We start from the raw sequence: 26,828 nt of genomic DNA, 5'->3' as shown, positions 1-26,828 counted from the left end.
AATGAAACGGCTTTCGGCGCCATTCGAAGCATTGGCAAACGCGATTAACCACGTTGGTATCAGCTACGAGTCGAGCCTGACCGCCGTCATGACGCACTGAGGCGCCGGCCACCCCAGCCGCGCGGCCCGGCTTAGACGATCGGCTTAGCCGTGAGCCGCACGTTCCCCGACCACACGATCGCCGCGATCAACGGCATGGAACCCGCGACGATCCCGAGCAAATACTCGAATACGAAGCCATAGCCATTGCGCTGCGGGTTGAGAAACGAATACGGATACCAGTCGACGATCAGCCCGCGGACCAGCGTGTAGGTCACATAGGCGATCGGGAAGATCAGCAGCATCCACGCTTCGCGGATGCGCAAGCGCGTGCGCGGCGGGTCGATCAGCCAGTCGGCGACCATGGCCATCGGCATGATCCGATGCAGCACCCAGTTGTTGAACGACGGCGTCCCATGCGTGAGCGCGTCGATCGGCGCGAGCAGCAGCGCGTAGACGATGGCGGTCACGAGCAGGTATAGCGTCGCGGCCGCGCGAAGCATGTCGACGGTGCGCGACGCGGACTTGCCGCGCCTGAATACGCCGATCAGCAACACCGCCGACGCAAACAGATTGCTGATGTTCGTGAAGTAGCTGAAGTAGTTGGAAAGCGCGAAGGCCGGGTTGTCCCACTTGGCGACGATGCCGTTGGCGATGGCGACCCAAATGAACAAGACGCAGACGAGACGAGCGCTCGAAATCAGCACGCGCATGGGAGGGACCAGTGGAGTTAGCTAGTCCGCATTATCCTCGAAAGTTTTCTTCGAAGAAGCCGTCAAGCCGGCTTACGAATTCGACTACGACGCCCGACTCCAGCGCGACGAACACCTGCCGCTCGCCCATGAGCGGCACCTCGGCGACTTCAAACGGCACGCGGTTCGCGCGCAGACGTTCGAGCAACGCCCGCCACTCGATGCCATCGCCGATGCGAAACGCGACGTGGTCGATACGCGGCGCGATACGGCCTAGGAGCGGGCCTTCGAGCGACGGCACGGTCGCTTCGACGAGGTGAATGACGGGCCGCCCGTCGGCATAGAGCCAATGGCCACGGACACCGAATGGCGGCCTCCAACCGTCGGTCAGGCCCGCGACCGCGCAGAAAAAATGCCGCGCGGCTTCGAGATCCTTCGTAACGATCGTGGCGTGATCGAGCTTCATGAGGTTGCGGTGGCAAACAGGCAATGTCCGCATTCTGCAAACCACGCTGTCGATTGATAATTGGCGTAGCCTTTGAATCAATTTCAAACAAAACGGAAAACTCGTGGACAACCTGGGCGACATCCGGCTTTTTGTCGAAGCGGCGAATCTTGGTGGACTATCGGCGGCAGGCCGCAAGCTCGGCCTGTCCCCCGCCGCGGCGAGCGCGCGGCTCGTCAAACTGGAGGCGGCGCTGCACACGCGGCTCTTCGAGCGCACGACGCGTCAGTTGCGGCTGACGGAGGAAGGCAGGATGTACCTCGCGCATTGCCAGCAGGCGCTGCAGGCGCTCGACGATGCGCATGCCGCACTGCAGGCCGGCAGCACCGTCGTGCGCGGCAAGGTCCGGATATCGGCGACGTCCGACTTTGGCCGTCACGTGCTCAAGGGCTGGCTCGACGAGTTCAACCAGCAGTATCCGGAGGTCACGTTCGGGCTCGTGCTGTCCGATTCGCTCGCGAATCTGTTGCAGGACGATCTCGATCTGGCGATCCGCTTCGGTGTGCCGCCCGATAGCGGGCTGATCGCTCGGCCGCTCGCCGCAAACCGGCGCGTGCTGTGCGCGTCGCCGGACTATCTCGCGAAACACGGCGCGCCCGAGCAGCCGCGCGACCTCGAACGGTTCCCCTGCATCGTGCTTGGCTCGGCCAGCGGCTACGCCAACGAGTGGCACTTCGTGCGAGGCGAAGAGCGGGAAACGTTTACGGTGCCCTTGGCCGCCGCCCGCGAAACCAACGATGGCGCCGTTGCCCGCGAATGGGCCGTGGCGGGCTATGGCATCGCGATGAAGTCGATCTGGGACATCGGCGCTGATTTACGCGCCGGCCGCTTGAGCGTGGTGATGCCCGAATGGCGCTCACCCGAAGCGCCGGTACACGCGATCTATCAACGCAACCGCTACATGGCGCCGCGCGTGCGGACGTTGCTCGACTTTCTGATCGAGCGCTTCAACGCGGTGTCCGGCGAGCTGGACGCGTACTTGAATCCGTCGCCGCGTTAGGGGTTCAGTGGCGTGAAGGCCGCCGTGATCTTTTGACAGCCGTTGAAAGTAATTCAAGAGCTACGCCAATTATCAAAACGCTGTCCGATTCGCAGAATGGAGTCACGTCGTAGCAACGACCTTCCACTCCACTCACGATTCGAGGCTTGATATGAGCGATCTTGCATCCCAACGCATTCTTGTCGTCGGCGGCAGCTCCGGCATTGGCGCCGCAACCGCGAAGGCGTTTGCCGAACGCGGCGCGGACGTCGTCATCGCGTCGCGCAATCAGGCGAAACTCGACGCGGCCGCCATGCAAATAGGCAAGCGCGTCACGACGGCCGTGCTCGATACAACCGATGCGGCAAGCGTCGAAACCTTCTTCGCGCAAGCCGGCGCCTTCGATCACGTTGTGATCTCAGCTGCGCAAACGCCGAGCGGCCCCGTGCGTCAGCTCGCGCTCGACGACGCCTACGCCGCCATGGAAAGCAAGTTCTGGGGCGCCTACCGCGTGGCGCGCGCAGCCAAGATCGCAGAGGGCGGCTCGCTGACCTTCGTGTCGGGCTTCTTGAGCGTTCGGCCGAGCGCGTCGTCGGTACTGCAAGGCGCGATCAACGCCGCGCTGGAAGCGCTGGCGCGCGGGCTGGCGCTGGAACTCTCGCCGGTGCGCGTCAACACGGTGTCGCCCGGCCTGATCGCCACGCCGCTGTGGAACAAGCTCGGCGACGAAGCGCGCCAAGCCATGTACGACAGCGCCGCCGCGCGCCTGCCGGCACGCCGCGTCGGACAACCCGACGACATCGCCAACGCCGTCGTCTATCTCGCGACGACGCCCTTTGCAACCGGCTCCACCGTGCTCGTCGACGGCGGCGGCACGATCGCGTGATCGTTCGCACGACGTCAGGCGAGATGCAGGGGCGTCCATGTAAGCCGCCCCTACATCTCGCTCATCCGCTTACCCGGTAGTACACTTCCCGCACCAAGCTCAGCACCAACTTCCAAAACGCCGCTCGCCTTTCGCGGCAATCCAACAAGCGGTGAAGTGAGGTCAAGAATGGAACAGTTCGCCAGCTATTCGGGGGGTCCTGGCAACGACGCTGGACGCGATTTCGCGCAAGGCAATCGGATGTTCCTGTCGACCGTGCCGGCCGGGCCCGGCGAGCGGCGGCTTGCGCTCACGCTGATGCTCGTGAGCATCATCGTGTTTCTCATCGCCGTCCCGTTTGCCAAGCGCGAGTGGCCGATCATCTGGGCATTCGTCCCGACCTACGAATCGGCATTGGTGGTGACCGACTTGATCACCTCGATGCTGCTCTTCGGGCAGTTCTATTCCCTGAGATCCCAGCGCCTCCTCGTGCTCGCCTGCGGCTACCTCTTCACGGCCGGCATGACGGTCTCGCACGCGCTCACCTTTCCCGGCCTCTTCGCGCCTGGCGGCCTGATCGGCGCGGGCCCGCAGAGCACCGCGTGGATCTATATGTTCTGGCACACCGGGTTTCCGCTCTTCGTGATCGCCTATGCGCTGCTCAGGGATGAGCGCATCGAAGACGGAGCGCGCCTCCCGACTCAGGAAACCTCGCCACACCGCGCCATCGCGCTATGCGCGGGGCTCGTGCTCGCGCTCGTGTGCGGGCTTGCGGCCCTCGCAACCGCAGGACGCGACGCGCTACCCGCATTGCTCGTCCCGGCGCATTTCGCGCCGACCTACACGCTGACATATCGCATCACGATCGGGCTCGTCTGGTCGACGACCTTCGCCGCGTTCTTCGTGCTGCTGCGCTACGGCACGCACTCGAAGCTCGATATGTGGCTGCGCGTCGTCCTGTGCGCCTGGATGATCGACATCGCGCTCGCCGCGATGCTCAACAAAAGCCGCTTCGATCTCGGCTTCTACGTCGGCCGGGTCTATGGCCTGCTATCCGCGAGCTTCGTGCTGGTGGTGCTGCTCGTCGAAAGCGGCATGCTCTATGCGCGGCTCGCGGCGCTCACGCGGCGCGACCTGCAGGAGCGCATGCGCGTGCAGGAGCTCGAGCACTTGGGCCTGCTGTCGGCCGGCATCCAGGCGGCGCGCGAAGAGGAACAAAAACGCATCGCCCGCGAACTGCACGACGATCTCGGGCAGCGCCTGACCGCCATCAAGATCGACCTCACGATGCTCGAAGCCGATCTGCAGGACCGCACGATGTCGCCTGAACTGCGCGCACAGGCGCAGTCGATGCAATCGCTGATCGACGAAACGGTGACTTCGGTGCGGCGTATCGCGGCCGGTCTGCGGCCCGTCGCGCTCGACGATCTCGGTCTGGTGCCGGCGCTCGAATGGCTCGCGCGCGATTTCAAAACCCGCTACGGCATCCCCGTGCTGCTCGACTTCCCCACGGGCGAGCCGAGCTTCAACGCCGCCGCTTCGACCGCGGTGTTCCGCATCGTGCAGGAAGCGCTGACGAACGTCGCGCGCCATGCGCAGGCGACGCAAGTGCACGTCGAGGCGCTGCTCGTCGACGACGCATGGCGCGTGACCGTCGCGGATAACGGCCGCGGCATCGCCGCCGACGCGCCGCGCAAGGACAAATCGTTCGGCTTGCTCGGCATTCGCGAGCGCGTGCGCCTCTTGAACGGCACGGCCGCCATCGAAACCTCGCCGGGCCGGGGCCTGCGCCTGACGGTCGACCTGCCCCTCGCCGACGTCAGCGATGACAGCCCCGCGTAAACCCGCCCCGCTTTCCGCCTCCTCTGCCGGCTTGTAGGAAATCGCCTATAGGCGTTCCCGTACGCCTACGCAAACTCAAGCCATCGCCGATTTTCATTCCCCCGGTCGTGACCAATACTTGGCTCACAAATCGTCGTACCTAAGCGTCATACCCAAGCGCCATACCTGAGAGACGCAGTCCACACACCACCGGGGGTTCGCCATGACATGCCTTTACTACGATACGAACGACGCCATTCAAGAACGTCGCCGCACCAACGCTCTGCAAGCGAGCGCAGCACCCTCCACGCCGACCGCATTAACAACGCCGGCCGCGCCCAGCCATGCGCTCGACATCGTCGCCCTCGCCCGCGGCGTGGGCATGCTGATCACGCTCGATGGCTGCATCGGCAATTCGCAGTATCAAAGCGTGTTCGGCTCGCTGACGTCGCTCGAGCGTTTCGCTCAAGCCGTGCGCGAATCCGTGGCCGCCTGAGCGGACCGTCAAGGACCCTCAAGGACCGCCACGGCACGCCGCGAGCCCTCCCTTTGCGGCGCCACCTACCGGGGAAAAGGAAATGAACGATATCGAGAACCCGCTGGATTTGATTCGAGAACTCAACTTGTCGTACATGCTCCTCGCGCAGCGGCTGTTGCGCGAAGACAAGGCGATCGGCATGTATCGCCTCGGCATCTCGGCTGAAGTCGCGGATATTCTGCAGAACCTGTCGCCGGCGCAGATCGTCAAGATCGCCGCGACGCAACACCTGCTGTGCTTTTTCCGCTTCAAGGACTACTCGATCCTCGCGTCGCTCACGCACGCGGCCAAGAACGCGGACGTGATCCCGGCGCATGCCGCCATCGTGCTCGCCGCGCAGCCCGCCGAGGTCTTCGCATGAAATCGTCCGCCGCCACGGCCGCCAATGGCGCCAGCGCCGCCAGGAAAAGCGTCGCCGAGGACGCCCAGCAGGTCCTGCGCGCCATCGAGCTGATCGAACTGGGCGCGCGCATGCAGGTGCTGGAAACGGAGCTGACGCTGCCGCGCGAGCGCATGATCCGCCTCTATCACGAGCTCAAAGGCAAGGCGCCGCCGCGCGGCCTGTTGCCCTCGTCGGCGGATTGGTACATGACGTGGCTCGCGAACATCCACTCGTCGCTCTTCTACAACGCGTACCTGTTCATGCGCCACGACGCCGGCGAGACCCACCTCGACGCCTTGACCAAGGCGTACCGGATCTACGTCGAACACTGCCGCACGACGGGCGCCGAGTTGCTGCTCGATCTGACTCGCGCCTGGACGCTGGTGCGCTTCTTCAGCGCCAACATCGTGCAGATGGCCCCGTGCACCCGCTGCCGCGGCAAGTTCGTCGCTTACAAATACGACCTCTGCGACGGCCTGGTGTGCGGCGCCTGCTGCCCGCCGCCGCGCGCCGGGAAGACCTTGAAGACGGCCGCCTCGCGCGCCGTCGAAGCGCCGGAAACCGCCTGAGCGCGCCGGCGCGTTCGACTCCCGCGTTCGACTCCGTTTGCGCCCAATGACGCGCCTCGCGGGAACTGCGTGCAATCCCTGCTCGCCAAGCGCATTCGTATGATGGAAAATCGTTGCTCCTACGCTACCGACGCGACCGCCACACCGGATGCGATCGCGACAAAGGAGCCTTGCAATGATCCGCGTCTTGCTCGCCGACGACCACGCCCTCGTTCGCGATGGTCTGCGCCGCATCCTGCAAAGCACGTCAGAGGTGGCCGTGGTCGGCGAGGCCGCCGACGCCGCCACCACCCTGCAGCTTGCGCGCAAGGGCGACGCCCAGATTCTCGTGCTCGATCTGTCGATGCCCGGCCGTAACGGGCTCGAACTCCTCAAGCAAATTCACGAAGAAATGCCCGCGCTGCGCATCCTCGTGCTCACCATGCACGCCGAGGAGCAGTACGCGGTGCGCGCCTTCAAGGCCGGCGCCGCCGGCTATCTGACCAAGGAAAGCGCGCCCACCGAGCTCGTCAAGGCCGTGACCCGGATCGCCTCGGGCAACGCCTACGTGAGCGTCGCGATGGCCGAGCGCTTCGCGATGAACCTCTCCACGCCGCCCGATGAAGCGCCGCATCACAAGCTGTCCGACCGCGAGTACGACGTGTTCCGGCGGCTCGTCGCCGGGGAAACGATTTCAGAAATCGCCGACAAGCTCTGCGTGAGCGCGAAAACCGTCAGCACGTACAAGACGCGCATCCTCGAGAAAATGCAGATCCCGCACGATGCGGGGCTCGTGCGCTACGCGATCAAGAATAAGCTGTTCGAGGACGAGGAAAGCGGCGGGTTGTGATTGAGGCCGAACGCCGGGGGCGGCGCCAAGCGAACCTGTAGGAATCGGCGTACAGGCCTTCCCTCCTTCCTACAGGACTCTTATCCATCGCTGATTTCGCCAGCCTTGCCCGCGCGCCATACTGGCTGCATGAAATCGACAAACGCGAGCGCCCCCGTGAAAGTGTTTCTGGTCGAAGACTCCGAGATGATTCGACGGCGCCTTCGCAAGCTCGTGGGCGCGATCGACGGCGTGCTGATCGTCGGCGAGGCTGAGGATTCGGACACGGCGCTCGACGGCATTGCCGAGGCCGCCGCGGACGTCGCTATCGTCGATTTGCATCTTGCCAAGGGCAGCGGGCTCGCGCTCTTGAAGAAGCTCGCGGAGCGCGCGTCGCCGGTGGTGTCGATCGTGGTGACCAACAACCCCAGACCCGAATACGAGCACGAATGCCTGGCTGCAGGGGCGCAGCATTTCTTCGACAAGTCGACCGAACTCGAACTCGTTCGGCGGGCGATCAGGGAGATCGTCGAGGCGCGGGGGTAATCGCTACCTCGTCCATCCGTCGCGATACATGCAGTCCGCGACGATGGACGCGCGCCCCGCTTCGTTTTGAGCGCGTTCAGAGTTAGGCAGGAATCACGGGCGAGAGGCATGCAACATCTCGTATTCGTATTCCGCGCTTGATTTGTCATTGTGTAGCGCAGTGAAAGCAGCGGAGTACAAGTGACACTGAGGCCTCGCAGAACGGCCAGTTTCTGCCGTTCAAGCCCCTCTGCTGGATCGTGCACCATCGAAACACCCAACACGAAGCACTTGACAACTATCCGGCGATGAATAAAATGACTGACCAGACACTTATCAAAGAAGTTGGAGCGACCAAGCGATGGCCAGACCGAAAAGTGAGGAGAGGCGCCAGACGATCATCGATAGTGCGATCAAGCTGATCGCCCGCGAAGGCTTGGGTGCAGCTACGGCTGCCATCGCGAAAGAAGCGGGGGTGCCTAATGGCTCCCTGTTCACGTATTTTCCGACCAAGGTCGAACTGTTCAACGCGCTCTATATCGAGATCAAGGAAGAGTTGATTTCCACAGTTGACGATGGTCTATCGAACGCGGGGGACGAGCGCGAGCAGTTGCTGCACATATGGGCGCGGTGGACTCGGTGGGGCGCAGCCAATGACGAGAAGCGGCGAGTTCTGGCCCAGCTAAGCGTGTCGGAGGACGTACTGGAATCGACAAAAACGGCGGGGTTTGCTGCCGCCCATCGGTCCGTCAACCTGATCCGTCAGGTTGCGCGTCACGGCGCGTTGCGGAATCAGGATTTGGCGTTCGTCGGAGCAGTCGTGGAGTCCCTGGCGAACACGACGATGGATTTCATGAGTCGGGACCCGAAGCATGCCGAAGAGATCTGCATGTCGACATTCGAGTTCCTGTGGAAAGCATTGCGGTAAATTTTTTCTCGTTTAAATGACTGTCTAGTCATACATGTAACGAAAGGGAAATTCAACATGTCTAAAGTTTGGCTAATTACTGGAAGCGGAAGCGGTCTGGGTCGAATTATTGCCGAGGCAGCTTTGGCCGCTGGAAACCAGGTCGTCGCGACCGCCCGTAACGTCCGCCAGTTAGACGCACTGGTAGCGCAATACGGCGCGAATGTCCGGGCGGTCGAGCTCGACGTCACGGACGAGTCTCAAGGTCAGGCGGCCGTCGATGCAGCGATCGATGGCTTCGGGCGACTTGACGTGCTCGTGAACAATGCTGGGTACGGGGACACACGTCCGTTCGAGCAGGTTCCCTCGGATGAGTTTCGCCGACTGGTCGAGACGTGCTTTTTCGGTGTCGTGAATCTCACTCGCGCGGCGCTTCCGATCATGCGGCGGCAGCGTAGCGGACACATCATTCAGATTTCTTCGTTGGGTGGTCGTACGGCGTTCCCGGGCAACGCGGCCTATTTCGCGTCGAAGTGGGCCGTCGGTGGCTTCACCGAAGGTCTGGCAGAGGAGACTGCACCGTTCGGCGTCAAGGTTACCGCGCTTGAGCCGGGTGGAATGCGTACCAATTGGGGAAAGCGTGCGAACGCAGACCGGCCGGTCTTATTGCCGGATTACGAACCCTCAGTCGGTGCAAGCATGAAACAGCTGGAGGGCTATTGGGGCAATGAGTCTGGGGACCCCATCAAAGTTGCACAGGTTATTCTCCGGATCGCCGACACGGAGACAGTGCCGCCGCACATTCTGCTCGGAAGCGACGCTTTCCATTTGGCGCGTCAGGCGGAGCAAGCAAGAGCAGCCGATGCAGATCGTTGGCAAGCGGTCAGCGTCTCAACTGACGTAGGTGCTTTCGGTTCCATTCCGACGTTTCCAACGTATTGAATGGCCTTAAGCATTGCAAACTATCCTGAGCGGCCGCTTTGAGGAAAGGCGACTGGCTGAAACGGGTCGAAATGCGCCCGCCGAGCGACGCACGGCAAGCGTGCCAACTTCTGCGATGCAGTAGAGAGCGCCGGAATCAACCGCCGAATGCGGATAGCCGCAAAATCGAATCAACAAAAGCGCCCGCCGCAGCGAGTGAGCGGCGCGCGCGCACTCGCGCCGTTCATCTCGCCTCGATCGAAACGAAACGGCGCACGTTATGGCGCTGGATCAGCACCGCAATCGGCTTCTTCGCCTTGGCTTCCAGGGCGCTCGCGTCGTCCTGCGACTCGAGCAGTTCGCCGTTGAACGACAGCACGATATCGCCGGGTTGAATGCCGGCGCGTGCAGCAGGCCCCGTTACTTCGTCGACCATCAAGCCAAGCGGAAGATCGCTCGCGCGTTTCTCGTCCTCGCTGAGCGCATGCATGCTCAAGCCAAGGCGATCCGCCGCAACGGCTGCGTTCTGTCCGGCGGCGGGGATTGGCTGAGCCGTGGGGACTCGCGCGGCGGCGGGAATCGGTTTTGCCTGCGGGAGTGGCTCGGCGGCGGGGACTTGCTTCGCCTCCTGGACTGATTCAACGGCAGGAACTTGCTTCACCTCCTGGACTGGGTCAGCGGCAGGGACTTGCTTCGCCTCGGGGACTGGCTCGACGGCTGGGACTTGCTTTGCATCGAGGACCGGCTCGACGGCTGGGACTTGCTTTGCCTCGGTGATTGGCTGTGCGTCAGGGACTTGCTTTACCTCCTGGACCGGCTGAGCGTCAGGGACTTGCTTCACCTTCGGGACAGGCTGAGCGGCAGGGACTTGCTTCACCTCTTGAACTGGCCCGACGGCAGGAACCTGCTTCATCTCGGCGACTGGCTCAGCGACTGGAGCTTGCTTCGCCTCCGGACTCTGCTTCGCCTGCGAAATACGCCCAGCCGCCAGGCCTCCCCCGCCCGAGCCGGCCATGAGTCTTACCGTCATCGGCCGCCGATCGCGAATCACCCGAACGACCGTTTTCGTGCCCGCCTGCATACCGGAGGCGTAGTCGACGAGATCGGCGGAACCATCGATGGCCTTCTCGCCGATCTGCGTGACGACGTCCCCCGCCTTGAGGCCGCTGGCGGCCGCCGGCGTGCCGGGCGCGACGGCGTTGACCAGCGCGCCGGCCGGTCGCGGCAGCCCGAGAGCCGCCGCCAGCCCGGGAGCGACGTCCTGCACGTCTACGCCAAGACCGCCGCTCGCCCCGTCGCCACGCTGAGCCTGCCACTGCATCCGCACCGTGTTGACCAGGTTGATCGGGATGGCGAAGGTGAGACTTTGGTACGGCTCCGCATTCGTGTAGATCTGCACGTCGATGCCGATCACTTCTCCGGCGTGGTTGAACAGCGGGCCGCCCGAGTTGTCGGGATTGGCGGCGACATCGGTTTGAAAGAACGGGAAACGGCTGCCGTCCGGCAACGCGCGCGGCGTCGCGCTGATGATGCCGTCGGTCACGGTATTCGCGAAGCTGTCGAGCGAGCCGATCGTCAGAACCGGCTCGCCGACGCGCACGCGCGACGAGTCGCCCAGTTTGACGGTCGGCAGTTTCGTGGCGTCGATCTGCAGCAACGCGACGCCGCTTTCGGTGTCGACGGTGAGCACCGTTGCCTTGAACTTGCGTCGATCGGTCAGCGTGACGATCACCTCGGCCGCCTGATCGACGACATGCGCGGCGGTCACGATGAGGCCGTCCGGGGTGACGATGAAACCCGAGCCGCTGCCCGCTATGGCGCGCGGCGCGTTGCTTGGAGACTCCGGTTGTTGCGGCACGACGCGTTTGAAAAACGCAGCAAAGGGATCGTCTGAATCGACCGCTTCAGGAGCGGGCGGCGACGTTTGCTTGTCTGAAGCCGCGCTGATGTTGACGACCGCCCGCCCGTAACGTTCGACGATGGCGGGATAGTCGATCGGCAACGCGGCGCCGAGCGGCGCGAGCCGTTTCTCCTTGGGGGGCGGCGGCGCGGCGCCGGTGGCGAGCGTCGCAGGCTGCGCAAGCGAATAGCTCCCGAGAAGTCCGGCTGCGACGGCAGCAGGGAGCAAGGTGCGGGCAATAGACCGGCGGAACACGACGCACCTCCAAAACAGTCGCTATGGTCGCTATAGCAGGATGTCGATGCCTTGGACGCCGAACGTAAAACGTGATCGCCGCAAGCACACGCCGACACTTTATTTATAGAGCAAGCAACCGACGCGACGCAGATTCCGCCGACTTTCTTCGTGCCGCACCGCACGATGTCTGCACCCGTCAACCAAGCTTCTTCGCCTTCGGCCGAATACCCGCCATCAACGCGATCCCGCTCACGAGCAACAGCCCGGCCAGCAGATAAATCGCGAGGTCCATGCTCCCCGTGCTCGTGCGGATCTGGCCGATCACCCAGGGGCTCACGATGCCGCTCGTGATGCCGATGCTGCTGATCAGCGCGATGCCGGAAGCGGCCGCCTCGCCCGACAGATAGCTCGACGGAATCGCCCAGAAAATCGGCAGCGCGGCGAAGATCAGGATCGACGCGACCGACAGAATCGCGAGCATCGCGGCAAAGCTCGAGAGATGCAGCGTCAGCGCCGCAAGCGCGAGTCCGCCGCCGATCGTGCAGGCCGCGAAATGCTTGCGCCGCTCGCCGGTCCGGTCGGAACGGCGAGCGATCAGCAGCAGCCCGATGGCGCCGATCGCATTCGGCACGACGGTGTAGAGGCTCACCGAGAGCACATCTTTGATGCCGAAGTCGCGGATCATGAGCGGCATCCAGAAGTTCAGCGTCAGCGATGCGCAGGTCAGCGAGAAGTAGATGAACGCGAACAGGTACACGCGCGGGTTGACGAGCGCTGCGGCGAAGCTGCGCTCCTGGTGCGCCCCGCCTGCGCCTTTGGGCTGATCGCTCGCGCAGAGCGTCTCGATCCGCTCCTGTTCCGCGGGTTCGAGCCAGCGCGCGTCGCGCGGCCGGTCGACCAGGCGAAACAGCGCGAAAAACGCGAGCACCACGGCGGGCAAGCCTTCGATCACGAACATCCACTGCCATCCGTAGAGCCCCAGCACGCCGCCCATGTCGCGCATGATCCAACCGGACATGAGCCCGCCGAGCACGCCGGCCACCGCCACGCCCGCAAAGAACACCGCCATCACCGCCGCGCGCCGGTTCGCGGGAAACCAGTACGACAGATACAGCACGATGCCGGGAAAGAACCCCGCCTCGAACACGCCGAGCATGAAGCGCAGGACGTAGAAATGCGTGGGCTTCGACACGAACATCATGCCGATCGAAGCAAGCCCCCAGAGCAGCATGATCCGCGTGAAGGTGCGGCGCGCGCCGAAGCGCGCGAGCAGCAGATTGCTCGGCACTTCGCACAGCACGTAGCCGATGTAGAACACGGCCGCGCCGAGCCCGTACATCGCGTCGCTGAAGCCGAGATCGTGCTTCATCTGCAGTTGCGCGAAGCCGATGTTGATGCGGTCCAGAAACGACACGACGTAGCAAAGAAACAGAAACGGAATGATGCGCCAGGCCACCTTGCGGAACATCGCCTGATCGCCGGCGGCGGAAGCGGCGCGCGGCGCGGCCTCCGCGGAAAGGGAATAGCTCATGCTGTCTCGCTCCAAATGTCTCGATTTGTATGCGAATGGGTTAATCCCTTGCGCATGGTTCAGCATTGTATAAATGATTTCTCAATGGTGAATCACGGTTTACCCCAAAACCTCAGACAACAGGCGAACAAAAACCGCGACGCACGCGTCGGCGTGCATCGCGAGAAACGAAACTAAGGGGAAGCGAAAGAGACTTAGATGGCCGTAAAACCGAGCCGGGAGGAGACAGCCGCCGCGCTCGCGCGCAGCGTGTTCGCGAGTTCGCCTTGCCAGGCCGTGTCGAGCGAGCCGCTCGGGCCGATCGCCGTGATCGCGAGCACGACGTTGCGCGTGTGATCGAACACCGGCGCGCTCATCGCGCTGATGCCGGCGACGGGCGCGTCGACGCTGCGCGCCAGCGTCTGCTCCCGCACTTCGGCGAGCTTCGCGTCGATTTCCTTCTGGCTGAACTTGCGGTTCGCGACGCCGAGCCGGGCCGCGTTCGATTCCTCCAGCGCCACGAGCGCCGCGACGGTCATCGGCGGCAGATAAGCGGCGAACGCGAGGCCGGTGGCCGTCTGCAGGAGCGACATCACCGTGCCGGTACGCATCGCCACGTAAATCGAATCGCTCGCGTGCCGGATATAGACGATGGTCGGGCCGCTGCTGCCGGGCGTCGCGAGCGCGACGGTATGGCCGATGCCGGCCGCCATTTCGTCGATGACCGAGACCGCCGTGCGCACCGGGTCCGAGCGTTGCAGGCTGATGAGCCCCATCTGCAGCGCGAACGGGCCCAGTTCGTAACGGCCCGTGGCCGCATCCTGCTGGATCAGGCCGAGCACGCCATAACTCACGAGATACGGATGCGCCTTGGCCGACGACATGCCCGCCTTCCTCGCGAGATCGCCGAGCAGCATTGGCCCGCCGTGATCCACGAGCGCCTGCAGCAACGCGCCCCCGACTTCAATCGATTGAATGCCGCGCCGTTCTTTTGTCATTGTCTGGTTCCATTGCGCTGAGTGCGCGCATCATGACATGCGCTGCGAGACGTTGCCTAACCATGCCCCAACTGTTGCCTAGCGCCCGCCCAAACGCCGCGCGATCAGCCACGGCAGCCGCAGCACACACCCGAAGAGCAGCCGCAGGTGCATCGACGTCAACAGAACGTTGTCGCGCAGGTAGTTGAAATGCGAGACCCCGCCCTCGTCGCGACGAAAGTAACGCACCGGTGCATCGAGCCTGATCGGCCACACGCCGGCCCAGCACAAACGCACGGCCGCTTCGGGATCGAAGTCGAAGCGCCGCATCCACGCATGCCTGCGCATCAGCGTGCGTAGCGGCTCGACCGGGTACACGCGAAAACCGAACAGCGAATCGCCGATCCCGGCCCAGAGGGTCTCGATGTTGGCGCAAAGATTCGATAGCCGCCGCCCGTAGACGCGCGCACGCGGCGCCGTCGAGTCGAATTTCGGCAGACCTAGCACCATGCATCCGGGCGCGTCCTTCGACGCCTCCATGAACGCCTCGATCAAATGCTCTGGGTGCTGCCCGTCGGAATCCATCGTGAGCACGTGCGTGAAGCCGCGCGCCGCGGCTTCGTCGAGCCCGGCGAGCACGGCCGCGCCCTTGCCCTGATTGACCGGCAACACGATGACATGCAGCCCGGGATCGCTTTCGGCCATCGCCAGGAGACGCGGCGTGCTGCCGTCGGTGCTGCCGTCGACGACGACCCATACGGGCGCCCAATGCGCTCGCGCACTGCGCACGGTCTCGTCGAGCTTCTCCCCCGAGTTGTAGCTCGGGATCAGGACGAGGTGGGTGGAAGACGCTCGTGGAATGGGCATGGGTACAGCGACTCGAGCGCGTCAGGCGAGTCCGCCGTTGATCGACAGCACTTGCCCCGTGACGTAAGCGGCTGCGTCCGAGACCAAGTACGCGACCATCGCCGCCACTTCCTCCGGCTCGCCTGCTCGGCCCGCCGGCACGATCTGCTTGATGCGCTCGGGCGGAAACGCGCTTTCGATCATCGGCGACGCGATGATGCCGGGCGCCACCGCATTGACGGTAATGCCGCGCGACGCGAGCTCCAGCGAAAGCGATTTCGTCGCGCCGATCAAGCCGGCCTTCGCGGCCGCATAGTTGGCCTGTCCGCGATTGCCCATCACGCCGGCCACCGACGCGATGTTGACGATGCGCCCCCAGCGCGCGCGGATCATCGGCATCAGGAGCGGCTGCGTGACGTTGAAGAAGCCGTTGAGCGAGACGTCGATCACGCGCTTCCATTGATGCTGCGTCATGCCGGCCATCGGGGCGTCATCGTGAATGCCGGCGTTGTTGACGAGGATCTGAAACGCGCCGCCTTCGAGCGCGGCTTCCAATGCGGCTTGTGCCGCGTCGGCATCGGTCACGTCGAACGCGATCGCATGCGCCGCGCCGCCGGTCTCGACGATGCGCCGCACCGTGTCTTCGGCACGCGCGCGGCTGCTGTTCGCATGGACCCAAACTTCGTGGCCGGCCTGCGCCAAGGCAACGCAGATCGCTTGCCCCAACGCGCCGCTGCCGCCCGTGACCAGCGCTCTCTTCCGTGCGTTCGTCATGTTCCCGATGTGAGCTTGAATGAGCGTGAATGAGCGAGCGCGGGCCTAGCGGACGCGATGCTCCGCGACGTAGGCGGCCAACCCGCCCAGCGTGGCGAAAATCTTCGCGTTGTCGGGATTGTCCGAGCGCAGCGCAAAGCCGTACCTCTTGGAGATCAAGAGCGCGATTTCCAAAATGTCGATGGAATCGAGCCCGAAGCCTTCGCCGTACAACGGAGACTCCGCGGACACCTCCTCGAGCCGAATGTCTTCAAGGTTCAGTTCGCGGATGATCAATCCGGCAAGCTCTTTTTCCAGTTCGTTCATCATGCGTGCATCGGCGATTGACAGCGAAAAATGGCCTGAGCAAGCGACGGACGACGGCCACGCTCGCGGGCAAGCCGGGCCGGCGGCAGGGGCGTCCGGAGCCGGTACGCCCGGAAACGGGGCCCGCTCAGGTTCGGAGCGATTCTAACTACGGGTGACGCCTGGTACGCGAAAAAACGGTTACAGAACCTCTTGGTCTGCCTGCCTCAGCGGCGCTCCGCTTGGCGGCGAAAGCGCCCAGATATCTTGAAAAGGCGGCGCATGCGTTAAAATTGCGACCTTGCGCACCCGCTCGCGCGCCATACAAACGGTTACAAAACGCAACCTTTGCGTCATGGGAAAACCGTAACATCCGTCGACTCGGACCCTGGGGACAGCTCCCCAGCCGCAGGCAGATTTCGTCGGCTCTTTGCCGGCTTCGCGATACTAGAATGGACCGTATTTTAAATCATCGGCTTACAGTCGAGCGGCAACCGCTGCATGGCCGCACGGGGGGCGCGGCGTGAACGCGCTGGCTCGCCTCGCGCGCGCGGCGCTCGGCATCGCGTTCGTCGCCGGGTACGAGATCGGCGCCCACTACGCGGTGAGCACGCCCGGCCTGCAAGGCGTCGGTCTCGCGCTGGCCCTGACGCCGCTCCTGGCGCTCACGCTCGCCGTCGCGCTGCAGCCGAGCCGTCGCAGCTGGATGCTGCCGCTGTGGCTCGCCGCAAGCGCCGCGCTGTGGATGGCGCGCGCGCCGCTTGCACAGCATTTCGAATGGGGGCTGTATCTCGAGCACCTGTCGTTCAATCTCATGATGGCCGCCGTTTTCGGCCGCACGCTGCGCCCGGGACACGAGCCGCTGTGCAGCCGGTTCGCCGCGATGGTGCACGGGCCGCTCACGCCGGCCGTCGCCGTCTACACGCGTCGCATCACGCTCGCGTGGACGCTTTTCTTCATAACCATGGCCGGCGTATCGACGCTGTTGTTCGCGCTGAGTTCGATCGTGGTCTGGTCGACGTTCGCCAATTACTTGATGTTGCCGCTCGTCGCGCTGATGTTTGCCGCCGAGTACGGGTGCCGCCGCTTCGCCTTGCCGGAGGAGCGCTCCAGCATTCTCGACGGGGTCCGCGCCTACCAACGCTCGATGCGCGGCAACGCCGCCGTCGATGCACACTGAGGGCACGTTGAAACCGCCGTCCGCAGCGCACGCTTTCGACGCGTCGCGGGCGCACTGCTACTGCTTTTGTTGACGCTATGCCGAGTTTTCCGCTCGTAACCCATTCGACGCTCGATGAGCCGATTGCCTGGCGCGATGGCGCGCCGGTTCCGGTCCGCGAGTTTCTCGCCGACGTGGCACAGCTCGCCGCAGCCTTGCCGCCGGGCGGGCACGTCTTCAACGCGTGCAAGGACCGCTACCGGTTCGCGGTCGGCTTCTGCGCGGCGCTCGTCGCCGCCAAAGTGACGTTGCTGCCCTCGACGCACACACCGGAATCCTTACGCCAGCTTGCCTCGTTCGCACCCGATACGTTCTGCCTGCACGATTCAAACGAGTTGGCGATCGGGCTGCCGGGGTTTCGCTTTCCCGAGTTCGATCGCGCCGCCTCGAGCGTAAGCGGCGCCGATGCCGGCGCGCATCAGGCCGTGCCGCGCATCGAAGCCTCGCGCGTTGCCGCGACTCTCTTCACGTCGGGCTCGACCGGCACGCCCGTCCCTCACCGCAAGACCTGGGGCGCGCTCGTGAAGAGCGTGCGCGCGGGACTGGAGCCGCTCGGCCTGGCCGGCGCCCACGGCGCCACGCTCGTGGGCACGGTGCCGCCGCAGCACATGTACGGTTTCGAGCACACGATCCTGCTCGCGTTGATCGGCGGGCTGGCGTTCAGCAACCGTCAGCCGTTCTATCCCGCCGACATCCGCCTGGCGCTCGAAGCCGTGCCGGAGCCGCGCGTGCTCGTCACGTCGCCGATTCATCTGCGCGCGCTGCTGATGTCCGACAGCACGCCTGAACCGCGCGTGTCGCTGATCTTGTCGGCCACCGCGCCGCTTCCAGCGACGCTGGCCTCGGAAGCCGAAACGCGTCTTGCCGCGCCGCTCGTGGAAATCTACGGCAGCACCGAAACGGGCAAGATCGCGACCCGGCGCACGGCGCTTGGTGACGCCTGGCAGCTTGTGCCGGAGGTCGAACTGCAAGTGCGCAGCGGGACGCCGGACATCAACGATGGCGAGGCCGAAATTTGGGCCGCCGGCGGGCACATCGAAGCACCGTCGCCAATGGGCGACGTGCTGGAGCCGCTCGACGAGTCGCACTTCCTGCTGCACGGGCGCAAGGCCGACCTGATCAACATCGCCGGCAAGCGCACGTCGCTCGGCTATCTGAACCATCAACTGAATGCGATACCGGGCGTGACGGACGGCGTGTTTTTCATGCCGGACACCTCGGCGCATGCCAACGACGAGCGGCGCGAAACGGTCACGCGACTCGCTGCGTTCGTCGTGGCCCCTATGCTTTCCGCAGCCGAACTGCAGCGTGCCCTGCGCGAGCGCATCGACGCCGCGTTCATGCCGCGTCCGCTACTGTTCGTCGATGCGCTGCCGCGCAACGAAGCCGGCAAGCTGCCACGCGAAGCGTTGGTTTCGCTTTCCGCTCAGGTTGCCGCTCAACATGCGCGTCGCGAAGCGAAAGACACCGCTCGCGAAGCCCAGCCGCTCATCTTCGACATCCCGCTCGACCATCCCGCCCTGCCCGGTCACTTCCCCGGGCATCCGATCGTGCCCGGCGTGGTGCTCCTCGATCATGCGATCAGCAGCATCGGCCGCGTGCTAGAGCGCCCTCTGCATGCGTTCAAGATCAGTTCCGCGAAGTTTCCGAACTCCGCGATGCCGGGCATACCGCTCGAGCTCACGTATCGCACGGCCGACAACGGCGCGATTCAGTTTGCCGTCACGGCCGGCGCACGCACGGTCGCGACGGGCGTGCTGACCGAACGAAGCGGAGCAACAGCATGAAACTCCCCGGCACCACCGCCCGCGCCGCCTGGGCCGAACGCGAGGAACGCAGCAATCCGACGCTGCTGCGCATCATGACGTGGCTTTCGCTGCGGCTCGGACGGCCGCTCGGCCGCGTCGTCCTGCGGGCCATCGCCGCCTATTTCATGCTGTTCTCGCCGCAAGCGCGCGAAGCCTCGCGCGACTACCTCGGCCGCGTGCTCGGACGGCCCGCCGGCTGGCGCGACGTCTATCGGCACATGCTGACTTTCGGCACGACGATCCACGATCGCATCTACCTGCTCTCCGGGCGCTTCGATCTGTTCGACATCCGCCTGCACGGCGGCGAGCACGTGCTTGCCGCGCTCGCGCAAGGCGACGGCGCGTTTCTGCTCGGCGGACACCTGGGCAGCTTCGAAGTCGTGCGCACGATCGGCCGCACGCTGCCCGAGTTGCGCGTCGCCGTCATGATGTATGAGGAGAACGCGCGCAACATCAACGCGATTCTCGAGACCGTGAACCCCGCCGCGAAACCGAACGTCATCAGTCTCGGACGGGCCGATTCGATGCTCAAGGCAAGTGAAAGTCTCGACGAAGGCTGCATGATCGGCATGCTCGCCGACCGCACATTGCTCTCCGAAGACAGCGACTCGCTTGTACACCTTCCGTTCCTCGGCGCGCCCGCCGCATTTCCGCTCGGGCCGCTGCGCATGGCTGCGATGCTGCGGCGCCCGGTCATCTTCATGACGGGCCTCTATCGCGGCGGCAATCGCTACGACGTGCACTTCGACACGATCGCCGATTTCTCTTCGGTGCCGCGCAGCGAACGCAACGATGAAGTCCGCGCCGCGCTCGGACGATACGTCGCACTGCTCGAAGCACATTGCCGTGCGGCGCCCTTCAACTGGTTCAACTATTTCGACTTCTGGCAAGGCGGCAAAGCGGCCGTCGCGGCGCCGCGCGTCAAGCGCGACGTCGATGCGAAAGCTCGGGCTGCGCTGCGTGTGCCCGTCGTCGAGGAGTCGTGACGCATGACTGTCTGGGGCCGCTTGGGTTTTCGTCGCTTGGGTTTTCGCCACTCTGCCGCCGCATCGCTCGCCGCGATGACGGCGGCGGCCGTACTCGCCTTGAGCGCGACGCCGTGCCGGGCACAAGCGTCTGCCGCAAGCGCCTCGGGCGCGTCGAGCACGTCAAGCACCCAAAGCACGCCGGGCTGGACACTCGACTCGCTCATGTCGATGCTCGCGCACAACAAATCAGGCCGTGCGACGTTCGTCGAGACCAAGACCCTCTCGATCGCGGCGAAGCCCGTGGAATCCTCGGGTGAACTCGTATTCGCCGCGCCCGATCATCTGGAGAAAATCACGACGAGCCCGAAGCCCGAGCGCCTCGTCGTCGATGGCGACAAGCTGACCATCGAGCGCGATCAGCGCACGGTCACGCTCGCGCTTAGCCGCTATCCGGAGCTGTCGGCATTCATCGAGAGCATCCGCGCGACGCTCGACGGCGATCGCGCGGCGCTCGAACGCGTCTACCAAGTGGCGCTCGACGGCAATCGCGACGACTGGACCTTGACGCTGACGCCGCTCGACGCGCGCACCTCGAAGGTGATCCGCACCGTGACGCTGTGCGGCGCGCGCGACGCGCTGCGCACCGTCACGATCGAGCAGGCCGACGGGGACCATTCGGTGATGCAGCTCAAAGATGCATCGAGAGACTGATGGACGAGCCGGCGCTCCAACGTTCCGCGCGACCATGGCTTCGCACGCTGTGCGCCAAGCGCGCGGTGCAGCTCTGGCTGGTGTTTCTCGTCGCCTGCGCGGTCCTCATTCATCGCGCGTCGTTCACGGCTGACCTATCCGCGTTCCTGCCGCGCGCGCCTAGCGCGGCGCAGCGCGTCCTCGTCGATCAGCTGCGCGACGGGCTGGTGTCGCGGCTGATGCTCGTCGCGATCGAAGGCGGCGATGCGCAGGGACGCGCGGCGCTGTCGAAGCAAATGGCGGCGAGCCTGCGCGGCGACTCGCAGTTTGCGTCGGTCAATAACGGCGAGCCCGTCACCGAGACGCGCGATCAGCAGTTCGTCTTCGATCATCGCTACCTGCTGAGCCCAGTGGTGACGCCGCAGCGCTTCACCGAGGCAGGGCTGCATCAAGCGCTCGGCGACAGCATCGATCTGCTGAGCTCGTCGGCCGGGATGATGGTCAAGGCGCTGCTGCCGCACGATCCCACGGGCGAAGTGGCCTCAATCACGAGCCAGCTCGACAGCGGCGCGCAACCGTCGTCGATCGACGGCGCCTGGGCGTCGCGCGACGGCAAGCGTGCGGTGCTCGTCGTCGAGACCGCCGGCGCAGGCTCCGATACCGATGCGCAGGAACGGGCGATGCGCGCGGTGCGCCAAGCGTTCGATGCCGCCGCGCACGAAGCGGGAAACGCCTCCCCCTACCATTTGCTGCTCAGCGGCCCCGGCGTGTTTTCCGTCGACACACGCGACACGATCAAGCACGACGTCGAACGGCTCTCGAGCGTGAGCCTCGTGTTGATCGTCGGCTTGCTGCTCGTCGTCTACCGCTCGCCGCTCACGCTCGCGTTCGGGCTCTTGCCGGTGCTAACGGGCGTCGCCGCCGGGATTGCGGCGGTCAGTCTCGCCTTCGGCACGGTGCATGGCTTGACGCTCGGCTTCGGCACGACGCTCATCGGCGAGGCCGTCGATTACTCGATCTATCTGTTTGTTCAATCGACGAATCCAACCTCGCGCGCGGCAGGCTCGCGCAGCGCGGATTCCATGCGCGAGTGGATCGCGGCGTACTGGCCGACGATCCGGCTCGGCGTGCTGACTTCGGTGTGCGGCTTCGCGTCGATGTTGTTTTCCGGCTTTCCCGGCCTCGTGCAACTCGGGCTGTATTCGATCGCCGGGTTGGTCGCCGCGGCCACTGTGACGCGCTACGTCTTGCCCCACATGCGCGAGAAGGCCGGCGCGATTCGCGACGTGTCGCGGCTCGCGGACGTGCTGGCTCGCGTGGTCCGCGCCGCGCCTTCGCTGCGTTGGGCGCTGTTTGCGCTGTTGGCGGCTTCGGTCGCGATCCTCGCACTGCATCGCGGTGCGTTGTGGAGTCACGAGCTGTCCGCGCTGAGCCCGGTGCCGTTGCAAAGCCAGGCGCTCGACGCCTCGCTGCGCGCCGACATCGGCGCGCCCGACGTGCGCTATCTGGTGGTGGTCTCGGGCGACAGCGAACAAGCCGTGCTCGAAGGCGCGGAAAAGATCGGCACGCAACTTCAGCCGCTCGTGGACCAGGGCACCCTCGCCGGTTACGAGAGCCCCGCGCGCTATCTGCCTAGCGACGCCATGCAGCGCGCGCGGCTCGCGAGTCTGCCTGCGGCCGACGTTCTCGCGCCCCGCCTTCACGCAGCACTCGCCAACCAATCGATCGACTTGAAGCCGGACGCGTTGACGCCATTCCTCTCCGACGTCGAGCGAGCGCGCCAACAGCCGTTGCTTAATCGCGCCGATCTGCGGGGCACGTCGATGGCGCTGGCGATCGATGCGCTCCTGACCGAGCGCGCGGGCCGGTGGAGCGCCATGCTGACGCTGCGCGCGCCGTCGACTTCATCGTCTGCCTCTCAAGCGTTGAGCGCTTCAAACGACGATTCGAGCCTCGACGCGAACGCCATCCGAACCGCCGTCGCGCAAGCGGGCGTGCCCGACGCGCTCTTCGTCGACATGAAAGCCGAAGCCGACCGGCTCTACGTGAACTATCTGAACGAGGACATTCGCCTCTCACTGGCGGGGTTCGCGGCCATCGTCGTCTTGTTGCTCGTCTCGCTGCGCGATCCGGCGCGCGTCGCGCGCACGCTCGCGCCGCTCGTTGCCGCCGTGCTCGTCGTGAGCGCCGGGTTCGCGCTCGCGCGTGTGCCGCTCACGATCCTGCATTTGATCGGGCTCCTGCTGATCGTGGCCGTCGGATCGAACTATGCTTTGTTCTTCAACCGGGGCAACCGTGGCAGCGAAGCGGCTCGGCATGAGACACCGTTCATAGCCGCGCCCACACTCGTCTCGCTCTTGATCGCAAATCTCGCGACGGTGGCGGGATTCGGCTTGCTGGCGCTCTCGCGCGTGCCGCTGCTCGAATCGTTCGGTCTGACCGTCGGCCCCGGCGCGATCCTCGCGCTGCTGTTCTCCGCTATCCTGGCGCCGCAAGCGTCGCACTCGCCCTTGCGCCAGCAAGAAGGCCAGCGCACCGAGAAGCCGATATGAAGCCCACCTCACCTATCGTCACGATGTCAGCGGACAGCATGGCCAACGGCATCGGCGCGCGCCGCTGGAAGCCCACGCCGATCATCAGCGGCACGATCGCGCTGCACGCCGGGGCCGTGGCTGCCGTCGCGGCTCAACACGCGCTGTGGCCATGGGCGGCGGGATGCGTGATCGCGTCGCATATCCCCTTGGCGGCGGCGGGTCTCTGGCCGCGCAGCAGCCTGCTCGGACCGAACTGGACGACGCTGCCGCTGAGCGCGGGCAATCGAATCGCGCTCACCATCGACGACGGTCCCGATCCCGAAGTCACGCCACGCGTGCTCGACCTGCTCGATCGCCACGATGCGCGCGCGACGTTCTTCTGCATCGGCGATGCCGCGCGCCAGCATCCGCACTTAGTCGAGGCGATCGTGGCGCGCGGCCATGCCGTGGAGAACCACAGCCAGCGCCATCGCCACAATTTCTCGCTTCAAGGCCCGCGCGCGCTGCGCCGCGAAATCGAAGCCGCGCAGAACACGCTGACCGAAATCAGCGGCGTTCGTCCGCTGTTCTTCCGCGCGCCTGCGGGATTGCGCAATCCGTTTCTCGAGCCGGTGCTGTGCGCGCTGGGCTTGCAGCTGGCGAGCTGGACGCGGCGCGGCTTCGACACGCGCAACCGCGATGCCGCGGACATCGCGCGGCGGCTCGTCACCGGGCTCGCAGCGCGCGACATCCTGCTGCTGCACGACGGCAACGCCGCGCGCGATGAGCAAGGCAGGCCGATCGTGTTGGACACGCTGCCGATGGTCCTGCGCGCCGCGCAAGATGCGCAATTGCGTTGGACGACGCTGCGTGCGGCGCTGGATTCACAGCCGTCGTCGTCCACCTACTCCACACTGACGCCTGACCCACAGATCGTCGGCACACGCGCTGAAGTGAGCCGACAACCGGACGGAACCCAGTGAACCCGTTACCTCTCACGCACTTCACCGCCACAAGCTGCCTCGGACGCGGGCTTGACGCCACCGCGCAAGCCCTGCGCGAGCAGCGCACCGGACTGACTCCTTGCGACTTCGAGCGCGCGACGCTCGACACGTGGATCGGCGCCGTCGCGGGCGTCGACGATGAACCTGTGCGAGCGCGCTTGAGCGACTTCGATTGCCGCAATCATCGGCTCGCGCAAATCGGCCTCGTGCAAGACGGTTTCGCCGAAGCGGTCGAAGCGGCCGCCGCGCGCTACGGCGCAGGACGTATCGGCGTGTTCATGGGCACGAGCACGGCGGGCATTCTCGAAACCGAGCAAGCCTTTCGTCAGCGCGATCCCCAAACGGGTGCCCTGCCCGCGCATTTCCACTACGCGCACACGCACAATCCGTATTCGCTCGCCGCGTTCGTGCGCGTGTTCTTTGGCTTGCGCGGGCCGGCGATGTCGGTATCGTCGGCATGCTCCTCGGGCGCCAAGGTTTTCGGGTCGGCTCGCCGCATGCTGGAAGCCGGATTGATCGACGCGGCCGTGGTCGGCGGCGTCGATTCGCTGTGCCTGACGACGCTGTACGGCTTCAACTCGCTCGAACTGCTGTCGACGCAGCCCTGCAAACCCTTCGACATCGCACGCAAGGGCATTTCGATCGGCGAGGCTGCGGCGTTCGTTCTGATCGAACGTCCCAGCGACGCGGCGGAACGTGCGAATGCATCGAACCACGACGCCATCGCCCTGCTCGGCGTCGGCGAATCGAGCGACGCGCATCATATGTCGTCGCCGCATCCCGAAGGACTCGGCGCACGGCTCGCGATGCAAGAGGCGCTCACGATGGCGAAGGTCCACGCGCGCGAAGTCGACTACATCAATCTGCACGGCACGGCCACGCCAAGCAACGACACCGCCGAAAGCCACGCGGTCAATGCCCTCTTCGACGGCACGCCTTGCAGCTCCACCAAAGGCGCGACCGGCCACACGCTCGGCGCGGCCGGCGCGCTCGAAGCGGTCATCGCGGCGCTCGCCTTGCGCGATCAGTTCGTGCCCGCCGGTGTGCAGACGACGCATCCCGATCCGGCGTTGGGGCTCAACTACGTGTTGACCAGCCGCGACGCGCGCTTGCGCACCGCGCTCAGCAACTCGTTCGGTTTCGGCGGCACGAATTGCGCGCTGCTGCTGGGCCGCGTAGACGCCGCACGCAACGTGGACGCTTCGTCATGAAGAAGAGCTTGAGCGCATTCATCGAAGGCATCGGGCTGCTCGGGCCGGGCTTGAGCCACTGGGAGCAAGCGGCGGAAGTGCTGGCGGGCAAGGCCGCGTACGAACCGCAGCGCACCGTACTGCCCGTGCCGTCGGAACTTCCTGGGCCCGAACGCCGCCGCACTGTGGCCACCGTCAAGCTTTCGCTCGCGGTCGGCCGCGAAGCCGCGCTCGCAAGCGGACGCGATCCGGCGACGCTCGCCACCGTGTTCGCCGCATCGGGCGGCGACGGCAACAATTGCCACGTGGTGTGCGAAACGCTGGCGGGCGACGACCGCGATTTGTCGCCGACGCGTTTTCACAACTCCGTCCACAACGCGCCGGCCGGATACTGGGGCATCGCGATGGGCTCGATGGCTCCGTCCAACGTGCTGTGCGCGCATGACGGCAGCTTCGCCGCGGGGCTGCTCGAAAGCGTCACGCAAGTGGCGATCGACGCGAAGCCGACGCTCCTGATCGCGTTCGATGCGGACTACCCCAGGCCCATTCGCGACGTGCGTCCCGTCGAGGATTCATTCGGGGTGGCGCTCGTGCTGACGCCGCAAGAGAGCGAACGAGCGCTGGCGCGCATCGACATTCGACTCGCCGACGAACCCGCGACCACACTCGCCTCTTCCGATTTCGAGGCGCTGCGGCTCAACAATCCCGCCGCACGCGCGCTGCCGTTGATCGAAGCGCTTGCGTTGCGGCGCTCGTCGAACGTCGTGCTCGATTATCTGGACGATCTACGGCTCGCAGTCGGCATCACGATGTGCGGGTCTTGTGGAGACGTCGCATGATGAGCTCGACAACTCCCCTTTCGCCTAAGCTGGATCATGCGTGGATCGCTTCGCACATTCCGCACAGCGACGCGATGTGTCTGCTCGATGCCGTCGAGACGTGGAGCGACGAAGCGATTCGCTGCGTGGCGACGACTCATCTCGATCCAGCCAATCCGCTGCGATCGAATGGGCGTCTTGCTGCGGTCTGCGGCATCGAATACGCGGCGCAGGCCATGGCCGTGCACGGGGCGGTGCTCGCCAGTCAGACGCAACGTCCGCGCGCGGGATTTCTCGCGAGCTTGCGCAACGTCGAGATGCAGGTGGAACGACTCGATACGCTCGACGCTCCATTGATCGTCGAAGCCGATCGTATTGGTGGCGACGCGAATAACGTGCTTTACCGTTTTACTTTGCGCTGCGGTGAACGGCTTGTGATGACCGGACGCGCCGCCGTCATTCTCGATGCTTCCGGTTTGGGTTCGATGGGGGAAGCCGCGAAGCCGGACGCGGGTACGTGATCGCTGCCGTTGTTGTC

At 65.1% G+C, this 26,828-nt stretch carries 27 protein-coding genes; 19 read left to right on the top strand and 8 right to left on the bottom strand.

What is annotated here, in order from left to right; translation table 11 throughout:
• Positions 1–131 precede the first annotated feature (131 nt).
• A complete protein-coding gene (locus AAHK20_RS00350; RefSeq protein ID WP_449179439.1) occupies positions 132–752 on the bottom strand; it encodes a Pr6Pr family membrane protein in 621 nt (206 codons plus the stop codon).
• A gap of 31 nt (positions 753–783) precedes the next feature.
• Positions 784–1,197 carry a VOC family protein gene (locus tag AAHK20_RS00345; RefSeq protein ID WP_449179438.1) on the bottom strand — a complete coding sequence of 138 codons (414 nt, stop codon included), beginning with the start codon at positions 1,195–1,197 and terminating at the stop codon, positions 784–786.
• 103 nt (positions 1,198–1,300) lie between these two features.
• On the opposite strand from AAHK20_RS00345, the gene AAHK20_RS00340 reads away from it, so the two are divergent.
• From AAHK20_RS00340 to AAHK20_RS00295, 10 genes are all read left to right on the top strand, one after another.
• Positions 1,301–2,236, top strand: a complete 936-nt coding sequence (locus AAHK20_RS00340) for a LysR family transcriptional regulator (protein WP_449179437.1) — start codon at positions 1,301–1,303, stop codon at positions 2,234–2,236.
• A 151-nt stretch (positions 2,237–2,387) separates the two neighbouring features.
• Positions 2,388–3,101: an SDR family oxidoreductase gene (locus tag AAHK20_RS00335; protein ID WP_449179436.1), complete on the top strand. Its 714-nt coding sequence runs from the start codon at positions 2,388–2,390 to the stop codon at positions 3,099–3,101.
• Positions 3,102–3,269: 168 nt separating this feature from the next.
• Positions 3,270–4,922 (top strand): sensor histidine kinase, encoded by a 1,653-nt coding sequence (locus AAHK20_RS00330; RefSeq protein WP_449179435.1) that lies wholly within the window; start codon positions 3,270–3,272, stop codon positions 4,920–4,922.
• Between the two features lie 202 nt (positions 4,923–5,124).
• Positions 5,125–5,397, top strand: coding sequence for a hypothetical protein (locus AAHK20_RS00325; RefSeq protein WP_449179434.1), 273 nt, complete (start codon positions 5,125–5,127; stop codon positions 5,395–5,397).
• Between the two features lie 82 nt (positions 5,398–5,479).
• Entirely contained in the window at positions 5,480–5,800 is a 321-nt protein-coding gene (flhD, locus tag AAHK20_RS00320) for a flagellar transcriptional regulator FlhD (protein WP_449179433.1), read from the top strand.
• Positions 5,797–6,390 (top strand): flagellar transcriptional regulator FlhC, encoded by a 594-nt coding sequence (gene flhC, locus AAHK20_RS00315; RefSeq protein ID WP_449179432.1) that lies wholly within the window; start codon positions 5,797–5,799, stop codon positions 6,388–6,390. Before flhD ends, flhC begins: the two co-directional genes overlap by 4 nt.
• A gap of 175 nt (positions 6,391–6,565) precedes the next feature.
• Positions 6,566–7,219 carry a response regulator gene (locus tag AAHK20_RS00310; RefSeq protein WP_449179431.1) on the top strand — a complete coding sequence of 218 codons (654 nt, stop codon included), beginning with the start codon at positions 6,566–6,568 and terminating at the stop codon, positions 7,217–7,219.
• 156 nt (positions 7,220–7,375) lie between these two features.
• On the top strand, positions 7,376–7,744 hold the full coding sequence (locus tag AAHK20_RS00305) for a response regulator (RefSeq protein ID WP_449179430.1): 369 nt from the start codon (positions 7,376–7,378) through the stop codon (positions 7,742–7,744).
• A 340-nt stretch (positions 7,745–8,084) separates the two neighbouring features.
• Entirely contained in the window at positions 8,085–8,651 is a 567-nt protein-coding gene (locus tag AAHK20_RS00300) for a TetR/AcrR family transcriptional regulator (protein WP_449179429.1), read from the top strand.
• Positions 8,652–8,708: 57 nt separating this feature from the next.
• On the top strand, positions 8,709–9,572 hold the full coding sequence (locus AAHK20_RS00295) for an oxidoreductase (RefSeq protein ID WP_449179428.1): 864 nt from the start codon (positions 8,709–8,711) through the stop codon (positions 9,570–9,572).
• A 223-nt stretch (positions 9,573–9,795) separates the two neighbouring features.
• Here the strand turns inward: AAHK20_RS00295 and AAHK20_RS00290 are convergent, their stop codons facing one another.
• The 6 genes from AAHK20_RS00290 to AAHK20_RS00265 all read right to left on the bottom strand — a co-directional run bounded on the left by AAHK20_RS00290 (position 9,796) and on the right by AAHK20_RS00265 (position 16,101).
• Positions 9,796–11,706: a trypsin-like peptidase domain-containing protein gene (locus tag AAHK20_RS00290; RefSeq protein WP_449179427.1), complete on the bottom strand. Its 1,911-nt coding sequence runs from the start codon at positions 11,704–11,706 to the stop codon at positions 9,796–9,798.
• Between the two features lie 178 nt (positions 11,707–11,884).
• Complete coding sequence (locus tag AAHK20_RS00285; protein WP_449179425.1) at positions 11,885–13,219, bottom strand: MFS transporter; 1,335 nt, start codon at positions 13,217–13,219, stop codon at positions 11,885–11,887.
• Between the two features lie 194 nt (positions 13,220–13,413).
• The gene (locus tag AAHK20_RS00280) at positions 13,414–14,196 is read right to left on the bottom strand and encodes an IclR family transcriptional regulator (RefSeq protein WP_449179423.1); all 783 of its coding nucleotides are present in this window, start codon (positions 14,194–14,196) and stop codon (positions 13,414–13,416) included.
• A 78-nt stretch (positions 14,197–14,274) separates the two neighbouring features.
• Positions 14,275–15,042, bottom strand: coding sequence for a glycosyltransferase family 2 protein (locus tag AAHK20_RS00275; protein ID WP_449179421.1), 768 nt, complete (start codon positions 15,040–15,042; stop codon positions 14,275–14,277).
• A 21-nt stretch (positions 15,043–15,063) separates the two neighbouring features.
• Positions 15,064–15,795 (bottom strand): 3-oxoacyl-ACP reductase FabG, encoded by a 732-nt coding sequence (fabG, locus tag AAHK20_RS00270; RefSeq protein ID WP_449179420.1) that lies wholly within the window; start codon positions 15,793–15,795, stop codon positions 15,064–15,066.
• A 45-nt stretch (positions 15,796–15,840) separates the two neighbouring features.
• Positions 15,841–16,101, bottom strand: a complete 261-nt coding sequence (locus AAHK20_RS00265; RefSeq protein ID WP_449180032.1) for a phosphopantetheine-binding protein — start codon at positions 16,099–16,101, stop codon at positions 15,841–15,843.
• Between the two features lie 502 nt (positions 16,102–16,603).
• On the opposite strand from AAHK20_RS00265, the gene AAHK20_RS00260 reads away from it, so the two are divergent.
• The 9 genes from AAHK20_RS00260 to AAHK20_RS00220 all read left to right on the top strand — a co-directional run bounded on the left by AAHK20_RS00260 (position 16,604) and on the right by AAHK20_RS00220 (position 26,811).
• The gene (locus tag AAHK20_RS00260; RefSeq protein WP_449179419.1) at positions 16,604–17,260 is read left to right on the top strand and encodes a COG4648 family protein; all 657 of its coding nucleotides are present in this window, start codon (positions 16,604–16,606) and stop codon (positions 17,258–17,260) included.
• 77 nt (positions 17,261–17,337) lie between these two features.
• Positions 17,338–19,086: an AMP-binding protein gene (locus AAHK20_RS00255; protein ID WP_449179418.1), complete on the top strand. Its 1,749-nt coding sequence runs from the start codon at positions 17,338–17,340 to the stop codon at positions 19,084–19,086.
• Positions 19,083–20,093, top strand: coding sequence for a lysophospholipid acyltransferase family protein (locus AAHK20_RS00250; protein ID WP_449179417.1), 1,011 nt, complete (start codon positions 19,083–19,085; stop codon positions 20,091–20,093). The genes AAHK20_RS00255 and AAHK20_RS00250 overlap by 4 nt, the downstream gene beginning before the upstream one ends.
• A 75-nt stretch (positions 20,094–20,168) precedes the next feature.
• A complete protein-coding gene (locus AAHK20_RS00245) occupies positions 20,169–20,786 on the top strand; it encodes a LolA-related protein (protein WP_449180031.1) in 618 nt (205 codons plus the stop codon).
• Positions 20,786–23,317: an MMPL family transporter gene (locus AAHK20_RS00240; RefSeq protein ID WP_449179416.1), complete on the top strand. Its 2,532-nt coding sequence runs from the start codon at positions 20,786–20,788 to the stop codon at positions 23,315–23,317. The genes AAHK20_RS00245 and AAHK20_RS00240 overlap by 1 nt, the downstream gene beginning before the upstream one ends.
• Before the next feature lie 23 nt (positions 23,318–23,340).
• The gene (locus tag AAHK20_RS00235) at positions 23,341–24,261 is read left to right on the top strand and encodes a polysaccharide deacetylase family protein (protein WP_449180030.1); all 921 of its coding nucleotides are present in this window, start codon (positions 23,341–23,343) and stop codon (positions 24,259–24,261) included.
• Positions 24,258–25,493, top strand: a complete 1,236-nt coding sequence (locus AAHK20_RS00230) for a beta-ketoacyl-[acyl-carrier-protein] synthase family protein (protein WP_449179415.1) — start codon at positions 24,258–24,260, stop codon at positions 25,491–25,493. The genes AAHK20_RS00235 and AAHK20_RS00230 overlap by 4 nt, the downstream gene beginning before the upstream one ends.
• A complete protein-coding gene (locus tag AAHK20_RS00225; RefSeq protein ID WP_449179414.1) occupies positions 25,490–26,311 on the top strand; it encodes a beta-ketoacyl synthase chain length factor in 822 nt (273 codons plus the stop codon). The genes AAHK20_RS00230 and AAHK20_RS00225 overlap by 4 nt, the downstream gene beginning before the upstream one ends.
• Positions 26,311–26,811 (top strand): hotdog family protein, encoded by a 501-nt coding sequence (locus AAHK20_RS00220; protein ID WP_449180029.1) that lies wholly within the window; start codon positions 26,311–26,313, stop codon positions 26,809–26,811. Before AAHK20_RS00225 ends, AAHK20_RS00220 begins: the two co-directional genes overlap by 1 nt.
• Positions 26,812–26,828: the final 17 nt, after the last annotated feature.

Source organism: Trinickia camelliae, assembly GCF_053525655.1.
Note: the sequence above shows the minus strand (reverse complement) of the source record. Positions and strands in the feature narration are given on the sequence as shown.